Genomic DNA, 21,049 nt, shown 5'->3' on the forward strand with positions numbered 1-21,049 from the left:
TTTTATTTGCCAGTTTGAACCTGGGCCGTGCTCATCATCCTCACGTACTACGTGTACGCTGCGGTGATTGCGCGCTGTCCGTGTCCAAACTGCCTGCGACAATTACGCGTAAATTTGAGCGTAATAAATTGAAATTACTTAGTGTTACGGAATGGTTTGGTAATAAGCCCTACAGGGCCGGTGGCATACCAGCGGCCAACGCCTTTAGTACGACGGTCACGGCCTAATGATTGGGTCAGGCGGTCAAGGATAATCGCCAGAATCACGATACCAACACCACCGACCGCAGCCAGCCCCATATCAAGGCGACCAATCCCGCGCAGCACCATCTGGCCTAAGCCACCGACCGCAATCATCGAAGCAATAACCACCATCGACAATGCGAGCATTAAGGTCTGGTTGACACCGGCCATGATGGTTGGCATCGCTAGCGGTAATTGCACCTTGAACAGCATTTGGCGCGGGTTGGCACCAAATGATTCAGCCGCTTCAATCAAATCTTCCGGTACCTGTTTGATACCCAGAATAGTCAGGCGGACAATCGGCGGTAGGGCAAAGATAATGGTTACGACGACACCGGGGACATTACCGATACCAAACAGCATCACTATCGGCACCAGGTAGACGAATGCGGGCGTGGTCTGCATGGCATCCAGTAAGGGCCGAATGATACGGGCGGCATTATTACTGCGCGCCAGCCATATTCCGAGCGGTAGCCCGATAAGGATACAGAAGAACAGCGAGGTCAGAACCAGCGCCAGGGTCACCATCGCTTGCGACCACGCGCCAATAGCGCCGATGGCAATCAGGGAAACCAACGTCGCAACCCCCATGCCTAAGGTGGAAAACTGCCAGGCGATCAGGGCGAAAACCAGTATCGCCACCGGTGCCGGCATCCCTAGTAGCAGATGTTGAAAACCGCTGAGGATAAAATCAACCGGTACACGGATGCCCTGAAACAGCGGGCGGAAATGCAGCACCACCCAATCAATACCGTGGGTAACCCACGAATCCAGTGGCACCCAAGTGTTATGGAACGGGTCCATCAGGCTAAAATGTTCAGGCGCTGCCGCCGGCGCACTATTGAGCCAATCGGCACTTTGTGCCGCCTGGCTCTGTACGGCCTGAGACGCCACCTCATGGCTGGCGCTACTTGCGGCATGGCTACCCTCGGCCATACTCGCTCCCCACGGGTCAGCGGCGGCTGAGAGTGTCTGAGGCGCTGTGTCTGTGGCCACCGGTGCTGCTGAAGTCGCCGCATCCGTCGCCCACGGGTTACTGTCTACGGGGGTGCTGTTTTGGATTGGATTACTCATTTGGCGTCTCCTTGTCTAAAGCCTGCAACAGCATGGCTTTGGAAATAATACCGATATAACTGTTGTCTTCACCGACGACAGGAACCGCACACGGGGCCTGCGCAACCAGTGAAATCAACTCACTGAGGGGCATCTCTGCGGGAACCGGTGCTGGTTCGGCCAATAAGGCACTGTCCAGCGACAGGTTCTCTGCTAATGCTTTTTTCAGTGAATCTATCGATACCACACCAATAAACTTCTGCCCGCGCTCCAGCACATAGCCGTAATCGCGGTCTTCATCCTGAAGCAGTTTTAGTGCTGAGCGCGGCCCGAAGCCCGGCGTTTTGCGGATCAATGATACCGGACGGCGACGCGCGATATCCTTGGCACTAAAGACGTGACTAATATCAACGCCACGGAAGAAGGTACGCACATAATCGTTGGCCGGATTATTCAATATTTCATCCGGAGTACCGACTTGTACTACCTCGCCACCTTGCATTATGGCAATGCGATCGCCAATACGCATGGCTTCATCCAGATCATGGGAGATAAATACGATGGTTCTTTGATGTTTGGCTTGTAACTTGACCAACTCATCCTGCATTTCAGTACGAATTAATGGGTCGAGTGCCGAGAAGGCTTCATCCATTAATAAGATATCGGGGTTATTCGCCATTGCCCGGGCCAGACCCACACGTTGGCGCATCCCGCCGGAAAGTTCATCGGGGTAAGAATGGGCGTAGCTTTCCAAACTGACCTGACGCAGCGCTTCCATTGCTTTATCGTGGCGCTCTTGTAAAGGAACGCCTGCCAGCTCCATACCAAATGCTGTATTATCGAGTACATTCAGATGCGGCATTAATGCGAAGGATTGAAATACCATACTGATCTTATTACGGCGCACGGTGCGCAGGGCACTTTCAGATATTTTGGCAATATCCTCGCCATCGATCAGCACTTCACCACGAGTCGGTTCTATCAGACGATTGAGAAGGCGTACCAGGGTGGATTTACCGGAACCGGATAACCCCATGATGACGAATATCTCGCCTTCTTCAATGGCCAGATTGGCATCTTTAACGCCAACGGACAAACCGGTCTTGGCAAATATCTGCTCTTTATTCTTACCTGATTCAAGCAGCTTAAAAGCCCGTTCTGGATGCTCACCAAATATTTTATATAGATTCTTTACTTCGAGTTTAATTGCCATGCAGTGGTGTATTCCTCTGTCAATTTTAAATTATGTTTATTCGATCGTTGTTATCCTGATGGAAAATTAGAGCGCTATATACCCTAACACAATGAGAATCTGAGACAACCCTCAATGTTATTATAATCTAATGTGCAATAGTCAATATCCCAATATATAGCTTTTCAATTTGTTAACTTACGCATGTTAATATTGTGATTTTTCATGGTCTATTAGTTACTGAATATCCGAGAGCTGAGCGTGGGTGAATTAGGCATTCAATGGGGGGCTTGTTACCCATATAGTAGTAATATGTTTTGTTGTATTGTGACTGACTATATTAGCCTGTTCTTCGTTGCTAATTATCATATAAGTTATGTGAGGATATGAGCGCTTGTTTGCTCTTTCATCGGGCCAGACTGATGCGCCCAATCCCCTTTGTGCTCTGGTCTGTCGCCAAACAGAGGGGCGGGTAAAGATTTTTCATTGGGTGATAAAATCAGGTGATGGACACGGCTAAAATCAAGTCAGATCTAAAGGGCCACAGCATAGTGAAATAGGCAGTAAAATCGAGCAGAAAAAACGGCAGCCCTGCTACGACTACCGATGGATGCTGAACCTCTGTTTTTCTACCTACTGGAAAGGGGGGCGGAGGTCGTGTCACTAAAGGCTAAAAATCCCAGTCTTCATCTTCCGTATTGACCGCTTTACCGATCACATAGGATGATCCTGAGCCGGAGAAAAAATCATGATTTTCGTCTGCATTGGGTGATAAAGCCGCCAAAATGGCTGGGCTGACCGCCGCCTGACTGACTGGAAATAACGCCTCGTAACCTAAATTCATTAATGCTTTATTAGCATTATAATGGAGGAATTTTTTGACATCTTCTGTCCAGCCGACATTATCATAGAGGTCTTCAGTATAGCGAACCTCATTATCATATAAGTCTTGCAATAAGTCGAAAGCGAAATTCTTTATTTCCAAACGTCGGGCGTTATCCACCTTCTCCAATCCCTTCTGAAATTTATAGCCGATATAATAACCATGCACGGCTTCGTCACGGATAATAAGGCGGATAAGGTCAGCGGTGTTGGTTAATTTAGCCCGGCTAGACCAGTACATAGGTAAATAGAAACCGGAATAGAACAAAAATGATTCCAAAAATACACTGGCAATCTTTTTCTTTAAGGGGTCGTCATTATGATAATGCTGCAAGATAATATCAGCTTTCTTTTGTAGCGGGCCATTCTCTTCACTCCAGCGGTAGGCATCATCAACATCAGATGTCATGCAAAGGGTAGAAAAAATAGAGCTATAAGAGCGTGCATGTACCGCTTCCATAAAGCTGATATTGGAAAATACGGCTTCCTCATGGGGCGTAATAGCATCCTTAATTAACGCCGGTGCGCCCAGTGTATTTTGAATAGTATCCAGCAGCGTCAGGCCGGTGAAAACACGAATAGTTAACTGCTGCTCATTTGGTGTCAGGATCGCCCAAGAGGGAATATCATTGGATAACGGGATCTTTTCCGGCAACCAGAAATTAGACGTGAGGCGATTCCACACTTCCAAGTCTTTATCGTCTTCAATTTTATTCCAGTTGATGGCACTGACGTGGGTTATCGATTTTGTTGTGTTCATATTATTTATCCATTCTTATTCATTCAACGTTGTGCGTTACAGCGAGCAGGAAACACAGCCTTCGACTTCAGTTCCTTCCAGTGCCATTTGACGCAACCGGATGTAATAGATGGTTTTAATCCCTTTCTTCCAGGCATAAATTTGCGCTTTATTGATATCACGGGTACTGGCGGTATCGCGGAAAAACAGGGTCAGTGACAGCCCCTGATCGACGTGCTGTGTTGCCTCGGCGTAGGTATCAATGATTTTCTCTGGCCCAATTTGATAAGCATCCTGATAATATTCAAGATTATCGTTTGTCATGTAAGGTGCAGGATAGTAAACGCGGCCAATCTTACCTTCTTTACGGATCTCAATCGGTGAGACAATTGGGTGAATGCTGGATGTCGAATGATTTATGTAAGAAATGGAACCAGTAGGGGGCACGGCTTGCAAGTTTTGATTATAAATCCCGTGTTCCATCACTGATTGGCGCAGGGCTGTCCAATCCTGTTGATTTGGAATGGAAATCCCCGCAGTATCAAAAAGCTCTCGAACTTTGGCTGTTTTAGGCTGCCAGCACTGTTCTATATATTTGGTGAAATAGTGGCCTGAAGCATAAGTAGATTGGTCGAAACCTTTAAAGTAACTACCACGCTCCATCGCCAGTTGGTTGGAGGCGCGAATAGCGTGATAGACCACGTTGTAGAAGTAGATATTGGTGAAATCGAGCGCTTCTTCCGAGCCATAGAAAATACGCTCCCGCGCCAGATAACCGTGCAAGTTCATTTGCCCAAGACCGATAGCGTGGGATTCCTGATTGCCTTTTTCGATTGAGGGCACCGAGCGGATGTTGCTCATATCAGATACCGCCGTCAGCCCGCGGATGGCTGTTTCAATAGTTTTACCAAAGTCTGGTGAATCCATCGTGTGAGCAATATTCAGTGACCCGAGATTACAGGAGATATCTTTACCAATATGGCGATAGCTGAGGTCGTCGTTATATTCAGTTGCTGAATTCACCTGCAAAATCTCTGAACACAGGTTACTCATATTAATACGGCCTTTGATCGGATTGGCACGATTAACCGTATCTTCAAACATCATATAAGGGTAGCCAGACTCAAACTGGATCTCCGCCAGAACCTGGAAGAACTCGCGTGCTTTGATTTTGCTTTTACGGATGCGTTTGTTATCGACCATCTCACGGTATTTTTCGCTGATACTGATTTCAGACATCGGCACACCGTAGACCTGCTCTACATCATAAGGTGAGAACAGGTACATCTCTTCATTGTTCTTCGCCAGTTCAAAGGTGATATCCGGGATAACCACCCCGAGCGACAAGGTTTTAATGCGAACTTTTTCATCCGCATTTTCCCGCTTGGTGTCGAGAAAACGTAAAATATCGGGGTGATGGGCATGGAGATACACCGCACCGGCCCCCTGACGAGCGCCTAACTGATTGGCATAGGAGAAGGCATCTTCCAGCATTTTCATAATCGGGATAACGCCGGAGGACTGGTTTTCAATCCTTTTGATTGGCGCACCCACCTCGCGGATATTGCTCAGCAGGAAAGCAACACCGCCGCCACGTTTAGATAATTGCAGCGCGGAGTTAATAGCACGACCAATCGACTCCATATTATCTTCAATGCGCAGCAAGAAGCAGGAGACTAATTCGCCACGCTGTTTTTTACCGCAATTGAGGAAGGTGGGTGTGGCCGGCTGAAAACGGCCAGAGATAATTTCGTCTACCAGCTCACGCGCCAGCGTCGGGTTACCTGCCGCCAGTGTCAGCGCGACCATGCAAACCCGGTCTTCGTAGCGCTCCAGATAGCGTTTGCCATCAAAGGTTTTCAGGGTATAGCTGGTGTAATACTTAAATGCGCCGAGGAAGGTGGGGAAGCGGAATTTTTTACCATAAGCTTGCTGAAATAAGCTTTTGATAAAGCTGAAATCATATCTTACTAACACTTCTTTTTCGTAATATCCCTCTTCCACCAGATAGTCGAGCTTTTCCTGCAAGTTATGGAAGAACACAGTATTTTGATTGACGTGTTGCAGGAAGTATTGCCGCGCCGCCAGCCGGTCTTTATCAAACTGGATATGTCCGTCGGCATCATAGAGGTTCAACATCGCATTCAGTGAGTGATAGTCAAGTTCACTGCTGGATGAATCTGTCATTCTCAGTTCTGTCGTTGCCAAAATTCAGTTACTCCCTTGCGCACGTTTGCTACATCTTCTGCTGTACCCAGTAGTTCAAAGCGATACAGATAAGGAACCTGACATTTGTGGGAAATGATTTTTCCCGCCAGGCAGTAGGCGTCGCCAAAATTAGTATTACCTGCGGCAATCACACCACGGATTAAAGAGCGGTTATGAGAGTCATTCAGGAAACGAATTACCTGGATGGGCACCGCGCCAACTGGGCTACCGCCGCCATAACTGGGTACTAGCAAGATATAAGGTTGCTCGACCCGAAGCTTTTGCCGTGCCCCTGCTATGGGTATCCGTATTGCCGGGAGTTCCAGCTTCCCGACAAAGCGGTGGGTGTTCTCCGAGGAGCTGGAGAAATAAACCAGCGGATTCATGGCATTATTCTCATCAGGCACTGACAGCCTGAACCAGCGCGTTAATTTTGTCAGGGCAAAAACCTGACCAATGTTCAGTGCCTGCAACCACCACCGGTACTTGCTGATAACCAAGAGATTTAACATGGCTTAAAGCGTGGGGATCTTTTGTTAAATCAATAATCTGATAGGAAATCCCTTGTTTATCCAATGCGCGGTAGGTGGCATTGCACTGGACACAATCTGGTTTAGTGTAAATAATAATGCTCATGATTCGTATTTACCTTTTTTGATTAAGGAAAGGCGGTATAGTCAGGTTTTTGGTGTAATGCGGTGACCTGTCTATGATTATCAACTGTGGTTTCATTTACGTCAGTGATAGAATAAATACTATATCTAGTGTTTATTTAATTCAACCACACTATATGTAGTTAATTGTGTGAGTTCAGTGGTTTTTTAGAGGCAAGGCCGCCAGCACAGGGCTGGAGACTGAGTTTGAAAATAATCAGAGAGTAAAAATATTTTTATTGCAGGTTGGGGGCAGAATTGATTACTTGCTGGCGCATACTGACCGCTAAACGGTTAAAAGAATTCATAATGCTGATAGTAAAGATTAAATTAGATATCTCAGTATCAGATTGGGCACTAATGAGATTTACCAATCTCACTTCGATGGCATAAACCAACTGGCTGGTGGCTCAGTTGGCATCGCTAATCACTTCAGTATCAAGACATGAAATAAAATAGCCCGGTATCAACATCACCGGGCCACTGATTAACCGCTTAGCTAATCAGATTAACAACGCTATGATTCAAAATCAAAAAACGTATTAATAGACACCAAAATGAGGGGGGCCGCGCAAAAATTTAGCGGTAATCAACTTGGCCTTAGCGCCGAGCGAGCAACACACCCAGTACGATGCCAACGGCAACCCCAACACCTTGCCACGGCTTGTCTCGGATATAACTGTCGGCATTACCGGCAACATCACGAGCATGTTGTTTCAGGTTGGTTGAACCACTGAAACGGGCACGGGCATCACGTAAAACACCTTCGGCATTCTGACGTACTTTGGTCAATTCTTCTTTCGTTTTTTCGCCTGATGAACGCAATACATCGTCGAGAGTATCAGCCAGAAGGGTCACGTCCTGATTGAGGTCTCTTTCAATTTTCTCTGATTTCTTGAACATTTGACACTCCAATTTATCTGATGAGTACTAAGCATAGACGATCATTTCGCCTGCAAATGGGTTTCAGGAGTAATCCGAGTGTGGGGTGAACCCTATGATCACTCTTTGTACATTTGGTTACTTAGCGAAACCAATGACTCACGGAAAGGAAAATTTCATTCCTCTATGATTCTTCCAACGGCCCCATCGGGGGCTTAGCGAAACAAACTCTGAGGATTTTAAAATGAAAAAAGTATTAGCGCTGATCGTTGCTGCAACCATGGGTCTGTCTTCTGTTGCTTTCGCTGCCGAAACAACCGCAGCCGCGACAGCAGCACCTGCCGCAACCAGCACTACTGCCGCTCCAGCTAAAGCGACCCATCATAAAAAACATAAAGCAACTCAACAAACTACGGAACAGAAAGCGCAAGCTGCTAAAAAAGCAGTGAAGAAAGCGCCTGCTCAAAAAGCGCAAGCTGCTAAAAAAGCAGTGAAGAAAGCACCTGCTCAAAAAGCGCAAGCTGCTAAAAAAGCAGTGAAGAAAGCACCTGCTCAGAAAGCGCAAGCTGCTAAAAAACACCATAAAGCCGCTAAAAAATCAGTAACGGCACCCGCTGCATAATATTGCCGGAATGCAGACGGTATCGCCCCGCACAGTCTAGCCAATACCAGACACCCGGTTAATACCGGGTGTCTTTTTTATAGACTAATCATCATGATCAATCGCTATCTGTTCGAACTAATTTTCAGTGTGATGACTCTGTGTGGTGTATTACTCGCCTGTGCGTTGTTCCTCACTGATTCTGTTATCTAATCTCAATGTAAATATGCAGTTGCTGAAGGTAAGTGATTATTTTCTGAACTGTCTGCTGATGTATTTTCTCCCTTTCAACTGCCGGTGTTGCACAAATAAAGGCTTCTCCTTCTTCTGCCAAAATAGCAGCCGCCGCCGGTTTACATAGCGGTAGAAAATCAAAATGCCCACTATTGGCTAACGTGACAGCGGTAATACCTGGCTGATTCAGTTGTTTTACCCATGTTGCACCGCCCAGATTCAGGGATTCATTCGGTGAAATAAAATAGTCAGCGTTGATCAGTAGCAGTGGAGCGCTTAAGTGAAGTAGGCTGCTTTTTGGGTAAAAAGGAACCATCCCCGGATCTAGCGCAATCGCAAAACGCAGGCGTTTATCTGCATAATTTCCTTCAAATTTATCAGCGGGTAACTGGTCTAACTTCACGCCTGCACGGGTATAAAACTGGCAATTAGGCTGGTCAGGTTGTTGCTGACAGCTTGCAATAAAATGCGGGCGGGAAAGTGTAGTTCCTAATGCCGCGATAGCACTGTAGCCCCCTTTTGAATGGCCTATCACCCCGATGGCTTGCTCATCCAAAGCTGACTTCCAGCGTTGGTCTGACAGTAATGCACTGATGATAAAAGAGATATCTTCAGTTTGTAACCATAATTGAGCCGATTGTGCTGGGATTGAATCTCCGGTGGTACTGCCCGGATGATTGGCGGCGACCACCACCATACCTTGCTGCACCAGTTTATCGGCCAACCACGCCAGACTGGTATTGTTGCCGCCACTGCCATGACTGAGTACTACCAATGGGAATTTACCCTCAGCAAGGGGGGCGTTGGGTAAAACAGAAATGCCCCGGAAAACGGCAGTATCACTTAGCAAGTGGGTTTCCCCTTGATCAGCCGTGGGGTAGTAAATGATGCTATCAAGTTGTCGATTGCGTTGGAGGTCATGGAATGAAACAGCGGTCACTGCTGTTTGCCAGCTATAACCGGTCAGCGGAAAAAACAGCAGAAAGCAGAGAGACAAAAACGTAGTTTTCATGGTGTAACATCCTGATTGATTGAGTTTCCCATGACAGTAGCGAGTCATAAATTCTGTTGCGACCTCGATCATGATCCAGTCCCTGATCCTGCTTGTTTTCAATCATCTGGCTGTCTACACTGCAAAATAGCTATTCACGATATCTATTTGTTAAGGCAATGGTATGCCGCTGATCCCGGTCTCTTTTCTACTGTCTCTATTATGTTTTGGTCTGTTTTTTTATTTGATTAAAACCCATCGGCAAGGCATTTTTCTGCTGCTGTTATTGTTGGTTTGCGCATTACAAAGTGCTCTGATTGGGTTGCGCTATGGCTATCACCTGACTCTGTTTAATGGCCTACAACCGATAGTTGCCATGACGATTCCGCCACTGACCTATTTAGCTTTATTAAGCACCGCGAAAGGGAATGTGGGGGTGGGGCAATGGTGGAAACACTGTCTGGCACCTATTGGTACTATGGTTTGTGTCTGGCTGGCACCACAGTGGCTCGATGCGGTCGTGATTATCAGCTACTTGCTATATGGCGCGGCAGTACTGCTTTATTTGCGCCCCGGTGAGGATCGCTTACAACAGGTTTCGTTAGAGAAAAGTTGGCTCAGCTATCGTTTATGGCTACTGATGGCTCTTTTATTAATAGGGTCTGGGGTGGGCGACATGATTATCAGTGTGGATTATGCCTTTTTTGCTGGAAATCAAGCAGGGGTGATGGTCAGTATCAGTAATCTATTGATTACATTGGTAATCTGTTACACGTTGTTCACCAGTGCTCATCGTGCGGAACCTATCACCGAGGTGCTAACGAATGATAAACCGGAGAGTGAACCGCACGATGAATTGTTCTCGACTATTTTATCGACCTTAAAATACCATAATCTGTATCTGGACAGTCAGCTCAACCTATCTAAGTTGGCACGTAAAGTCGGGGTACCCGCGCGCAAAGTGTCACAGGCGATTAATCAGCAAACCGGGCAAAATGTCTCACAATATGTCAATCAGTTGCGGATTGAACAGGCCGCGCAGTTATTGGCGACAACCGAGCTGCCGGTGATCGATATTATGTTGGAGGCAGGGTTTCAAACCAAATCTAACTTCAACCGTGAGTTTATGCGGGTTAAGGGAATGACTCCCTCACTGTGGCGCGAGCACCAGCAGACCGGAATAATAAGTAAATAATATTTTATTATACATCTTCGATTCAGACTGAAAGCTGATCGGCGTATGGTGATAATACGTTCTTTTTTGTTTGAGCCTTGTTTATGTCTGCTGATTCAGCCCTTGCGGTGGTGAATAGTGCGCCACTTAGCACTCGCCAAATCAATAAACGTATCCTCTCGATTGTTATTTTTACTTTCGTTTGTTATCTGACAATTGGCCTGCCGCTGGCGGTATTGCCCGGTTTTGTCCATAACCATTTGGGTTACAGTTCACTGCTGGCCGGTTTGGTTATCAGCGCCCAATATTTTGCCACTTTGATCAGTCGCCCACATGCCGGACGATATGCTGATTTATTAGGGCCGAAAAAAGTCGTGTTATTTGGCCTGAGCTGCTGCGGGGTTAGCGGGATATTCTGTGGCCTGGCTTTTTGGTTGGATAATCTGCCATTAATCAGTGTGTTGATGTTAGTGATTGGCCGCTTTTTTCTGGGAATAGGAGAAAGTTTTGCCAGTACCGGATCGACCTTATGGGGCATGGGCGTGGTGGGATCAATCCATACGGCGCGGGTTATTTCCTGGAATGGTGTGGCAACTTATGGCGCGATGGCGATAGGTGCCCCACTGGGGGTTTATCTTAATCTGCACTGGGGATTCGCGGGTATCGCCTGGCTTATCTGCCTGACCGTGGTCTTGGCGCTAGTATTAGCCAGCCGTAAAGCGGCGGTTTCGGTGGCAACGGGTAAGCGCATTGCCTTTAGTGCGGTGCTTGGGAAAATCTGGCTTTACGGTTTGGGGCTGGGTTTTGGTACTGTGGGTTTCGGGGTGATAGCCACCTTCATTACACTATTCTATGCCGACAAAGGGTGGGGCGGTGCCGCATTCTCTCTGACTTTGTTCAGTGTCGCATTTGTCGGTATCCGCTTATTATTCAGCAACAGTATTGACCGCCACGGTGGCTTGAAAGTGACTGCGGTGTCCTTTTTGATAGAAATCGTTGGTTTGTTACTGATTTGGGGGGCGGGAGCACCCTGGATGGTTCAGGTCGGTGCATTTTTGGCCGGTGCTGGTTTTTCGCTGGTCTTTCCTGCCTTGGGCGTTGAGGCCGTTAAACAAGTAGCGCCTCAGAATCAGGGTACCGCGCTTGGCACCTATTCTGCATTTCTTGATTTAGGATTGGGGATTACCGGCCCATTGGCGGGGCTGGCAATCGGCCAATTTGGTATACCGGCAATTTATCTGGGAGCGGCCTTGATTGTCGTTTTTGGGGTGTTGCTCACCTTACGGTTATTACAGCGGCAACAACGTCGGGATAACACCGTCCGGCTCGATGGCGTGTAGACTATTCCGAAATAGCCGCTTTGAGCTAATAAATACGTGGTTTCCCTTATTTATTGCGGTAAGGTCGCAAGATTGCAGCCCAAAAGAGGGGAAATAAATGTATTTACGGCCAGATGAAGTGGCTAAAGTTCTGGAAAATGCCGGTTTTGAACGGGATTATACGGTTGATCAGGCTTATGGTTATCGGAAGGGAGAACACTACGTTTATATTAACCGTGAAGCCCGCATGGGCAGAACGGCTTTGGTTATCCACCCAGCGCAAAAAGATAAAAGCCTGTTGTTTGCCACACCGACAGCAACGATTCGCATCAGTGATAAGTATGTTGAGTTTCCTCTCTATCTGGCCAGTGAAAAGGAAGAACGCTACGGTATTGCCCACGGATTTAGCTCAAGGGAATTGTTATTGCGCTACCTGAACAGTATGTTTCAGTAGACTTGTCTTTCCCTGGCTGAGGGACGCTCAATGCGCCGTAGCGTAATATTTAATGCAATACGGCGTCAACTTCTTGATTAAATTGTGAATTATAATTGCGGCGAAATTGCGCTAACTCAAAAGCATCTAAATCCAGTTCAGCAAAATAGAACAAAGCAGAATCAGTGTGTTCGGCTGTTAGCACTGGTGATATATGAGAACGAAGCAATATATTACGCCACTGAATAATATTCTCATCGGAAGCATCTTTGATAAAGGTCTGATAAATAAATATCAGATAGGCTGCCTTTCTGACATCTTCGGCATACCCATTGCTGGTAGAGCGAATAAACATTTGTGTCTGGCGTTGCCCCATCTCTTGCAGCATGGATTCAATATAAATCGGTTTGATCTTTAATAAATTAGCCAGCGTATCCACGGCTTTACGGGTATCCGAGGTTAAGACCCGGTAGCCCACAATAAAAACAACAATCAAAACAGCAATAATTATCCACGTCATTTAATGTTTCTTTGCGCCATAAAAGGTGAAATTGACGACGTAAAATCATCCGGCTGTTAAATAGCCATAACCGATAACGTCAATGCAGTTCTTAACGATTATCGCCACTAAAATTATCGCTGTTTTTCTGCTGATTATTCAGGTGATGATTAAACGCGGCGGCATCTTTCGCCAGTGCATCAAGATGGGCACCTAGCATTTTGATTTGCCTGACCAGTGAATGTTGTTCAGGCAACGTATTCGCCGTATTGAGTTTTCGCAATAACATATCGTTCTTTGCCCGCGTTGCGGCTTCCCGCGCTTTTGACTGTTCCAGCTCATGTTGCAACGCATTGTAGCTTGCCTGCCAGGTCTGATGTTGTTTCTCAAAGGTAGATTGCAACTCACTCATTGCATTAAGAAACTGTACTTCAAGCTCACGCATTGTCATTGCTTTTCCTTTATGGCGTCTTCCAATTTTCAAGGGCAGTATAACGAAATCAGAGCATAACCTCATCCGCTAGAATCTGACTTTTGTTTCCGGTGGCGGATTGAACCGGGCGATGTATTACTGTTCGTTTTATCATAAAATCAGAATGATTTGTTTTTATCACTCATTTACAGGCAAAATAAATAAGCCTTGCCATTATTCTCACAGTATGCGTTAATAGGTGCATCGGTTTGTAGCACAGACCTATTTATGTAAGCCATTTAAGTAAAGCAGTTCCTAGTTAAAGCGATATTTCTAGACATCACTTCTCCGACGAATTTCCTTCTTTAGTGCCCCCATAAGTAACTCTTGATAAGCAGACCACAATTTGCCGACTTTTGGCACAAATAATGAAGGAAATATCTTATGTCTACTAAAATGACTGGTTTAGTAAAATGGTTTGATGCTGGTAAAGGTTTTGGTTTTATTTCTCCTGCAGACGGTAGCAAAGATGTATTCGTACATTTCTCTGCAATCCAGGGTAATGATTACAAAACTCTTGATGAAGGCCAGAACGTTGAGTTCAGCATCGAGCAAGGCCAGAAAGGCCCTTCAGCTGTAAACGTTGTAGCACTGTAATTTATACTGCTGTAATACACGTTTAGCTGTAATAAAAAGCCACGTCTTATGGATGTGGCTTTTTTGATTTCTGCTATTAACAATATTTGGACTGCTGGCGATATAACACTTACCGCCTGACGAGATGCATTCTGAATCCCCTCTTGTTTGTTATCCACAATATTTCACCGTTTTTGTAATATTATTTTTATCCTATTCCTGCAACTCCTCGATTGATTCATTCTTTCATACTGTAGCCCGTTTTTGGGCGCTGGCCGGTCGTGGCTGAAAAACGCCATAAAAATAGCTGCACTGCGGCCTGCTGAAGGAATGATGGCCCTCCATCTGTAAATAAGAGATTGGCACCAATATGAATGCCCAGATAACGTTGCATGTCTTAGAATTAGCTATTATTCTTGGTACTCAATATGGGGTTGCTGGTAGAGTTATAGCGGTTTATTCATTACAGGAATACTGTATGCGCTCTGTTTATCTGTGGATAGTCGTGGTGGCGATTAGCATTACAGCAATTGTATCACAGCTCAGTTTCTTTTTTATCGAGCCTCAAGCTGGTATCAGCGAGGGGAAAGTGTTGGTTCTAAAGCGTACCTCAGAGATAAATTTTATCGATAGTCCACGAGGTAACTGCCAACGTCTGTATCCCAATGAGGACTCTTTACACTGTGAATCAAGGATACTGCCATTGCTATTGGAAAGTACCCATGTGTTGTATGAGCTACCATTTAGCCCTTATTTTTATGAAATGACCTACCAACCGACTTATTGATTATGCAGATGGTATTGTCATAATTCCTGTTTCAATAATATTTACCAAATCGCTCTTTTTTCATTCTTGTGATGATAAATTCTGGTCAGAAAATAATAATCATTTCTTGAGTTTGTCTTATTATGTATATTACCTAACGTACCCTGTGACTATATAATTATCATTGATAATTAAGTAGGTTAGCAATCAGGTTTGAAAATAATAATCATGCTAATACATAGAGTTAATCTCTTGGTAGACATGGGCTGATAGGGGTAAATTTAGTTTTTACTGTTAACTGTTGATGCAACGAAGGATTTATTTCGCTTTTTTTAGATGTAGATCAATTTCAATTTCCTGTTTTTTATTTCCCACTTGCTTTATTTTGATTTTCCTCATCTAAACCTGATATTTGTCACGGAAGTGCTTTAAATCCACTTAACTTGGCGTGAAAATAAGTCATTGATGCTGAGTAAAGCATATATTATCCATATTTATGTTTAGTGTTACGCTTAATAACTTGTTGAATCTGTGCCTTGACAGGCAATGACTTATATTCGCTGATTAAATTGTCAAAGGATGATAAATGTCTAAAAGTCTATGGCTACGCAACACGTTGGTGACTGCCGCTTTATTGAGTGCTTTTGCAACTCCGGTCGGTGCCACAACTCACACACTGCAACTGGCAATCGGCGATGAGCCGACGGAAGGTTTCGACCCTATGCTCGGGTGGAGTCATGGCAGTTATCTACTGCTGCATAGCCCATTATTAAAACAAAATGAAGATCTCAGTTGGAATGGCTTTTTACTGAGCGGGTATAAAACCAGTGACGACGGTAAAACCTGGACTCTGACACTCAAACCTGACCTCAAATTCTCCGACGGCTCACCTCTGACCGCCAAAGACGTGGCTTTTACCTACAACAATGCGGCGGCCAGCGGCGGCAAGGTTGATATGGGTAACTTTGTCAGTGCAGAAGATATTGATCCTCTTAATGTTCGTATCCAACTGAAAGCGCCACAAAGCACCTTTGTGAACGTGTTGGGGTCGCTGGGTATTGTTTCAGCGGATAAATACAATGCAAAAACATATGCACAAAACCCAGTTGGTGCTGGGCCATACCGTTTAATCAGTTTCCAACCCGGTCAACAGATGATTGTAGAGGCGAACCCTTACTATGCAGGCAATAAAAATGATTTTGACAAGCTGATTTTTGTCTTCCTTGATGAGGACAGCGCTTTTGCCGCAGCACAAAGTGGGCAGCTAGGCGTTGTCCGTATTCCTCCATCAATGGCCGTTGGCTCGGTTAATAATATGAAGTTATGGGTACGGCCCAGCGTCGAGAACCGTGGCATCGTGTTCCCGACCACGCCGGCAGGCAAAAAAGATGCGCACGGTTACCCGATCGGTAATGATGTGACTGCCGATGTTGCCATTCGTCGTGCCATCAACTACGCCATCAATCGTCAGCTACTTGCCGATCAAATCATGGAAGGCCATGCCATTCCCGCCTATAGCGGCGTGCAGGGGTTGCCGTGGAATAACCCTGACTCTGCCATCAAAGACGGTGATGTAGAAAAAGCCAAACAGATATTAGAACAAGCTGGCTGGGTGGTAAACAGCCAGGGCATCAGAGAAAAAAATGGTATACCGGCAAAAATAACCCTGTGGTATACCAGTGGTGATACTACACGCCGTGATTTGGCGCAGGCGCTGCGTTCGATGCTTAAACCGATTGGCATTGAGGCTGATTTGAAATCGGGTAGTTGGGAAGCCGTTGAACGGAACATGCACGCCAACCCGACGCTGTTTGGCTGGGGCAGCCTCGACCCGATGGAGTTGTATCACCACTACAGCAGCAAAGCGGCGGGGGTGGAATATTATAATCCTGGCTACTACCAGAACCCAGTGGTGGATAAACATCTGCAACAAGCGCTGGATGCCCCAACCTGGCAGCAGGCGGTGCCATTTTGGCAACAAGTGGATTGGGACGGCACCACCGGTACCGGTATTCGAGGCGATGCGGCTTGGGCGTGGTTGCTTAATGTCCAGCACACCTATCTGGCTAACCGTTGTGTCGATTTAGGCAAAGGTGCGCCTGAAATTCACGGCTCCTGGTCGCTGCTTAATAGCCTTGATAGCTGGAAATGGACTTGTCAGTAATGAAAGGGGTTCTACTCTTTACCTTGCGTTTAGTCTGCCTGTTGCTGGTCACGGCTGTGGGCACCTTTACGCTGCTGAGTTTCTCCCCAGTTGACCCAATACGCGCCTATATTGGCAGTGATTTGCTGCATGTACCGCCGGAGCAATATCCGCTGATTGCGGCGCGTTGGGGGCTGGATTTACCATTGTGGCAACGTTTTCTCCATTGGTTTATGCAAGTATTGCAAGGGGATCTGGGCTATTCAATGCTGTACAACGCGCCGGTGTCGCAGGTTATCGGTGAGCGCTTCGCGACGTCGTTTGCCTTGCTATTATCGGCGTGGTTATTCTCAGGCGTGCTTGGGTTATTACTGGGGTTGACTGCGGGGCGTTATCTCAATCGCTGGCCGGATCGTATTATCTCAAGTCTGTCCTATTTATTAGCCTCATTGCCGACTTTCTGGATAGGTCTATTACTACTGTCATTATTTGCCGTCAAACTTAACTGGGCACCGATTTGCTGTGCCTGGACACCCGGCAGCAATGCCACAACCGCCAGTTGGGGCGATAAATTGCATCATTTGATCCTACCAATGCTGGCTCTCGGGTTATTAGGCGTTGGTAATATTGCCCTACATACCCGCGCCAGAGTAGCGGAGGTGATGAACAGCGAATTTATTCGCTATGCACAAGCGCAGGGCGACAAAGGCTGGCCTTTGGTGAATTTTCATATTCTGCGTCATGCTATTACGCCCGCGTTGTGTCTACAATTCGCCTCGGTAGGGGAACTATTGGGTGGCTCATTGTTGGCCGAGAAAGTCTTTGCTTACCCCGGTCTGGGGCAGGCCACGATTGATGCCGGATTACATGGTGATATCCCGCTGTTAATGGGGATTGTGATGTTTTGCGCCATCTTGGTTTTTTGCGGTAACAGTGTCGCTAATGGCCTGTTGCACCGCCTGAATCGGGGAGCTGCGCGGCAATCATGACTTATAACCCGAACCGGGCTTTATTCCGACTCTTTGTTTCTCTGGCACTGTTATCCATTTTGATTGTTTATGGTTGGGTAATTTATACCGCTGAAGTTCCTATGGATTTAATGGCGCGGCGGCAGCCACCTTCCATCACCTATTGGTTTGGCACCGACAGCTTGGGGCGTGATTTGTGGCTGCGCTGTTTTCAGGGGATGGCCACCAGCTTGCAAATCGGCCTGATTGCCGCCTTTGCCAGTGGCCTGTTGGCGATGTTCACAGCCAGCCTGTGTGCGGTCAATAGAACGCTGGATTACCTGATTCGCGGGCTGATTGACAGCCTGTTGGCATTGCCCCACCTGCTGCTACTTGTATTGATCTGCTTTACTCTGGGGGGCGGGAAACACGGGGTGATTCTGGCGGTGGCCTTGACTCATTGGCCAAAACTTGCCTTGATTTTGCGTGCGGAAATCTTGCGTATTCGTGAGGCAGATTACGTCATGCTGTCTCATCGGCTGGGTAACAGTCATTTTTACCGTTGGCGTCACCATCTGCTACCGTTATTACTGCCACAATGGATTGTTGGTACGCTGCTGATGTTTCCTCATGCGGTATTGCACAGCGCAGCACTTAGTTTTCTCGGCTTTGGATTAGCACCTCATGAGCCGTCGCTGGGAATATTATTGGCCGATGCATTGCGTTATCTGAGTAGCGGTGCATGGTGGTTGGCATTTTTCCCAGGTCTGATTCTGGTCGGATTGGTGTTGATATTCGATCAATTCGCACGATCATTACAGCAACTCTGGGTGAGGATAGCCTGATGTTGAAGTTTGACCAGTTTGCTATTGATATCGCTCATTACCGCTGGTTGGGGCGAAAAACCTGGCACCCATTGCTGAGTAATATCTCGCTGGAGGTGAATCCGGGGGAGCTGGTCGCATTAGTGGGGGGGAGTGGCGAGGGCAAGAGCCTGTTACTGCAAAGTGCGCTCGGTTTACTGCCGCATAATATGCGCTGCCACGGCGAAATAATGCTCGATGGCGAGGTGTTGCGCGCGCGCGATAAAGCCGAGCAGCGTGGTAAAACCTTATGTTACGTTCCTCAAGGCGTCAGTGCCCTGAATCCCTTGATTAAAGTGGGTTCACAAATGACCCGAGCAGCCCAGCTCAGCGGTGTAAAACTGCGGCTGGAAGATGTCGCGATGCAGCTGCAAACCTACAATCTTGCGCCGGGGCTAATACATGATTTCCCACGGCAACTCTCAGGCGGTATGGCAAAACGGGTGCTGACCAGTTGTGCAACCCTGACCCATGCTCGCTATATTTTGGCCGATGAAGTGACCTCGTGGCTCGATGATGAGCATGCTTGCCAGTTGCTGACCCATCTACGTGCCTTCTGCCAACAAGGGCGCGGTATTCTGTGGGTGACACATGATTTGGCGCTGGCAGCACGGTTTGCCGATAAAATTTCCGTGTTACATCAGGGTAAACTGCATGAAACATTGAGTGCAGATGAACTGAAAAATAACGGGGGTAGCCCGTGGCTACAATCATTATGGGCGGCATTACCGGAGCAACAATTTATCAGCTCGCAGGCTGAGGTGGCTGAATATGTTTAGTGTCGATAACCTGACGGTGGTTCAAGGCGGGAAACGGCTATGGGATGGAATCTCATTCTCTCTGACCGCAGGTGAGCGCTTAGGTATTTCGGCTCCCAGTGGTTTCGGTAAAACCACTCTTGGCAGGGTATTGGCACAATGGCAATCTGCCACATCGGGGCAAATTCTGATTGCAGGAAAGCCACTTGAAAAGAAAGGCTATTGCCCGATTCAACTTGTTCCCCAACATCCGGAACAGAGCTTCAATCCTTATCGAACTACCGGTGAGAGTCTGCGCGATGCCTGGAACCCCAATGCTCATTGGCTTGAGCGCATGGTGATTAATCCTGTTTGGTTGCAACGCCGCCCAGATGAGTTATCGGGAGGGGAACTGGCGCGCATTGCTTTGCTACGAGCACTCGACCCACGGACGCGTTATCTGATTGCTGATGAGGTGACGGCACAATTGGATGCGCATGTTCAGGCGAAGATTTGGCAAGTTTTATTGGCGGAGGCCGCGCATCGTCCATTGGGGCTAATTGTTTTCAGCCACAATAAGTCCTTATTAGACAAAGTGTGTTCACGTATATGGATACCGGAAAGAGGAAATAAGGCATCTTGCTATGTGAAAACCCACCTTGGTCTGGCGATGTGAATGAGCTGCTAAATAATAACCAGAAATTACAGGGTAATTAAAGCTACTATCATTGATAATAATCTGATGTGATAATTACTGAGTGTGCTGAACTTATTTTAGTTGAGTTACATTTTTATTGATTGAGATCATGTTATTGGTTATTTGAGAAAATAATAATATCGAGCCAGAGAAAAAATATTTAGCCTGTTGCTCATAAAAATTTACAGTAATGAACTTAAGTATTTATCTTTTTTTATTCCATTAAGGTAGGATGTGGTTTAATAAATTAACTAATTAATCTATGTTTATACTGTTAGTCAAAGTTGAGTTGTTGAGAATTCTGTTGGGATAATTTCCCCTGGAATTTATGGTGGTTGTTTCTCGCTGAAAAATATCAATTAAAACTCCGGTTATTAATATTTAATATCATTATAGTTACTTCTTGATTAGCATCAGATTTTGTGGGTTTTTATTTATTTATTTATTTATTTATTTATTTATTTATTTGATTGATTGATTGATTGATTGATTGATTGATTTTAATAGTTATTTTATTTGTGGCTAATTGTTTTTAGACCATTTGATGTTAAATTGGTAATTAATGATGAAAATTCTAAATTTTAGCCTATATTAATTGGAGACGATTTTTTATAGCTATGCGTTGATTTACACTCATCCCTGTTACAAGCATCTCATGCCGAATTCTAAAGAAATAAGGAATTTAGTGGCTATGGAAAACGAAAATTTAACAGGCCAAACTGCAGATGATCTACTGTGTATATAAT

The 21,049-nt window shown here is 46.1% G+C and carries 20 protein-coding genes and 1 pseudogene; 11 read left to right on the forward strand and 10 right to left on the reverse strand.

Features of this window, described 5'->3' with window-relative positions; translation table 11 throughout:
* Nucleotides 1-134 precede the first annotated feature (134 nt).
* The 7 genes from proW to AT01_RS16855 form a co-directional block, all read right to left on the reverse strand.
* Nucleotides 135-1,316, reverse strand: a complete 1,182-nt coding sequence (gene proW / locus AT01_RS16825; protein WP_042547959.1) for a glycine betaine/L-proline ABC transporter permease ProW — start codon at nucleotides 1,314-1,316, stop codon at nucleotides 135-137.
* Nucleotides 1,309-2,508 carry a glycine betaine/L-proline ABC transporter ATP-binding protein ProV gene (gene proV, locus AT01_RS16830; protein WP_042547960.1) on the reverse strand — a complete coding sequence of 400 codons (1,200 nt, stop codon included), beginning with the start codon at nucleotides 2,506-2,508 and terminating at the stop codon, nucleotides 1,309-1,311. Before proV ends, proW begins: the two co-directional genes overlap by 8 nt.
* A 649-nt stretch (nucleotides 2,509-3,157) precedes the next feature.
* Nucleotides 3,158-4,129 (reverse strand): class 1b ribonucleoside-diphosphate reductase subunit beta, encoded by a 972-nt coding sequence (gene nrdF / locus AT01_RS16835; protein ID WP_042547961.1) that lies wholly within the window; start codon nucleotides 4,127-4,129, stop codon nucleotides 3,158-3,160.
* 36 nt (nucleotides 4,130-4,165) lie between these two features.
* Entirely contained in the window at nucleotides 4,166-6,316 is a 2,151-nt protein-coding gene (nrdE, locus tag AT01_RS16840; RefSeq protein WP_042547962.1) for a class 1b ribonucleoside-diphosphate reductase subunit alpha, read from the reverse strand.
* Nucleotides 6,298-6,702 carry a class Ib ribonucleoside-diphosphate reductase assembly flavoprotein NrdI gene (gene nrdI, locus AT01_RS16845; protein ID WP_042548684.1) on the reverse strand — a complete coding sequence of 135 codons (405 nt, stop codon included), beginning with the start codon at nucleotides 6,700-6,702 and terminating at the stop codon, nucleotides 6,298-6,300. The genes nrdE and nrdI overlap by 19 nt, the downstream gene beginning before the upstream one ends.
* A 13-nt stretch (nucleotides 6,703-6,715) precedes the next feature.
* Nucleotides 6,716-6,952, reverse strand: a complete 237-nt coding sequence (gene nrdH, locus AT01_RS16850; protein WP_004703188.1) for a glutaredoxin-like protein NrdH — start codon at nucleotides 6,950-6,952, stop codon at nucleotides 6,716-6,718.
* 617 nt (nucleotides 6,953-7,569) lie between these two features.
* A complete protein-coding gene (locus AT01_RS16855) occupies nucleotides 7,570-7,872 on the reverse strand; it encodes a DUF883 family protein (RefSeq protein ID WP_042547963.1) in 303 nt (100 codons plus the stop codon).
* Between the two features lie 223 nt (nucleotides 7,873-8,095).
* Between AT01_RS16855 and asr the strand changes: the two genes are divergently transcribed.
* Entirely contained in the window at nucleotides 8,096-8,473 is a 378-nt protein-coding gene (gene asr / locus AT01_RS16860; protein ID WP_042547964.1) for an acid resistance repetitive basic protein Asr, read from the forward strand.
* A 184-nt stretch (nucleotides 8,474-8,657) separates the two neighbouring features.
* On the opposite strand, the gene AT01_RS21425 is transcribed toward asr, so the two are convergent.
* Entirely contained in the window at nucleotides 8,658-9,770 is a 1,113-nt protein-coding gene (locus AT01_RS21425) for an alpha/beta hydrolase family protein (RefSeq protein WP_082039640.1), read from the reverse strand.
* Between the two features lie 91 nt (nucleotides 9,771-9,861).
* Between AT01_RS21425 and AT01_RS16870 the strand changes: the two are divergent.
* The 3 genes and pseudogenes from AT01_RS16870 (at nucleotide 9,862) to AT01_RS16880 (ending at nucleotide 12,624) form a co-directional block, all read left to right on the forward strand.
* A pseudogene (locus AT01_RS16870) lies at nucleotides 9,862-10,868 on the forward strand (helix-turn-helix domain-containing protein).
* Between the two features lie 87 nt (nucleotides 10,869-10,955).
* Complete coding sequence (locus AT01_RS16875) at nucleotides 10,956-12,191, forward strand: MFS transporter (RefSeq protein ID WP_042547966.1); 1,236 nt, start codon at nucleotides 10,956-10,958, stop codon at nucleotides 12,189-12,191.
* A 97-nt stretch (nucleotides 12,192-12,288) separates the two neighbouring features.
* Complete coding sequence (locus AT01_RS16880) at nucleotides 12,289-12,624, forward strand: DUF2002 family protein (protein WP_004703208.1); 336 nt, start codon at nucleotides 12,289-12,291, stop codon at nucleotides 12,622-12,624.
* Between the two features lie 49 nt (nucleotides 12,625-12,673).
* Here AT01_RS16880 and AT01_RS16885 read toward each other — a convergent pair whose 3' ends face one another.
* Nucleotides 12,674-13,123, reverse strand: coding sequence for a DUF1198 domain-containing protein (locus tag AT01_RS16885; protein WP_004703209.1), 450 nt, complete (start codon nucleotides 13,121-13,123; stop codon nucleotides 12,674-12,676).
* A 91-nt stretch (nucleotides 13,124-13,214) separates the two neighbouring features.
* Nucleotides 13,215-13,553 (reverse strand): MbeD/MobD family mobilization/exclusion protein, encoded by a 339-nt coding sequence (locus AT01_RS16890; protein ID WP_042547967.1) that lies wholly within the window; start codon nucleotides 13,551-13,553, stop codon nucleotides 13,215-13,217.
* A gap of 405 nt (nucleotides 13,554-13,958) precedes the next feature.
* Between AT01_RS16890 and cspE the strand changes: the two genes are divergently transcribed.
* The 7 genes from cspE (at nucleotide 13,959) to AT01_RS16925 (ending at nucleotide 20,282) form a co-directional block, all read left to right on the forward strand.
* Nucleotides 13,959-14,171 (forward strand): transcription antiterminator/RNA stability regulator CspE, encoded by a 213-nt coding sequence (gene cspE / locus AT01_RS16895; RefSeq protein ID WP_042547968.1) that lies wholly within the window; start codon nucleotides 13,959-13,961, stop codon nucleotides 14,169-14,171.
* A gap of 457 nt (nucleotides 14,172-14,628) precedes the next feature.
* Nucleotides 14,629-14,937, forward strand: a complete 309-nt coding sequence (locus AT01_RS16900; protein ID WP_004703218.1) for a hypothetical protein — start codon at nucleotides 14,629-14,631, stop codon at nucleotides 14,935-14,937.
* Nucleotides 14,938-15,502: 565 nt separating this feature from the next.
* Nucleotides 15,503-17,080 (forward strand): ABC transporter substrate-binding protein, encoded by a 1,578-nt coding sequence (locus tag AT01_RS16905; RefSeq protein WP_042547969.1) that lies wholly within the window; start codon nucleotides 15,503-15,505, stop codon nucleotides 17,078-17,080.
* A complete protein-coding gene (locus AT01_RS16910) occupies nucleotides 17,080-18,048 on the forward strand; it encodes an ABC transporter permease (protein ID WP_082039641.1) in 969 nt (322 codons plus the stop codon). The genes AT01_RS16905 and AT01_RS16910 overlap by 1 nt, the downstream gene beginning before the upstream one ends.
* Nucleotides 18,045-18,851, forward strand: a complete 807-nt coding sequence (locus AT01_RS16915) for an ABC transporter permease (RefSeq protein ID WP_042547971.1) — start codon at nucleotides 18,045-18,047, stop codon at nucleotides 18,849-18,851. Before AT01_RS16910 ends, AT01_RS16915 begins: the two co-directional genes overlap by 4 nt.
* The gene (locus AT01_RS16920) at nucleotides 18,851-19,648 is read left to right on the forward strand and encodes an ATP-binding cassette domain-containing protein (protein WP_042547972.1); all 798 of its coding nucleotides are present in this window, start codon (nucleotides 18,851-18,853) and stop codon (nucleotides 19,646-19,648) included. The genes AT01_RS16915 and AT01_RS16920 overlap by 1 nt, the downstream gene beginning before the upstream one ends.
* Nucleotides 19,641-20,282 (forward strand): ATP-binding cassette domain-containing protein, encoded by a 642-nt coding sequence (locus tag AT01_RS16925; RefSeq protein ID WP_042547973.1) that lies wholly within the window; start codon nucleotides 19,641-19,643, stop codon nucleotides 20,280-20,282. The genes AT01_RS16920 and AT01_RS16925 overlap by 8 nt, the downstream gene beginning before the upstream one ends.
* The last annotated feature ends 767 nt before the right edge of the window (nucleotides 20,283-21,049 follow it).

It is taken from the genome of Yersinia aldovae 670-83, from assembly GCF_000834395.1.
Lineage (GTDB): Bacteria > Pseudomonadota > Gammaproteobacteria > Enterobacterales > Enterobacteriaceae > Yersinia > Yersinia aldovae.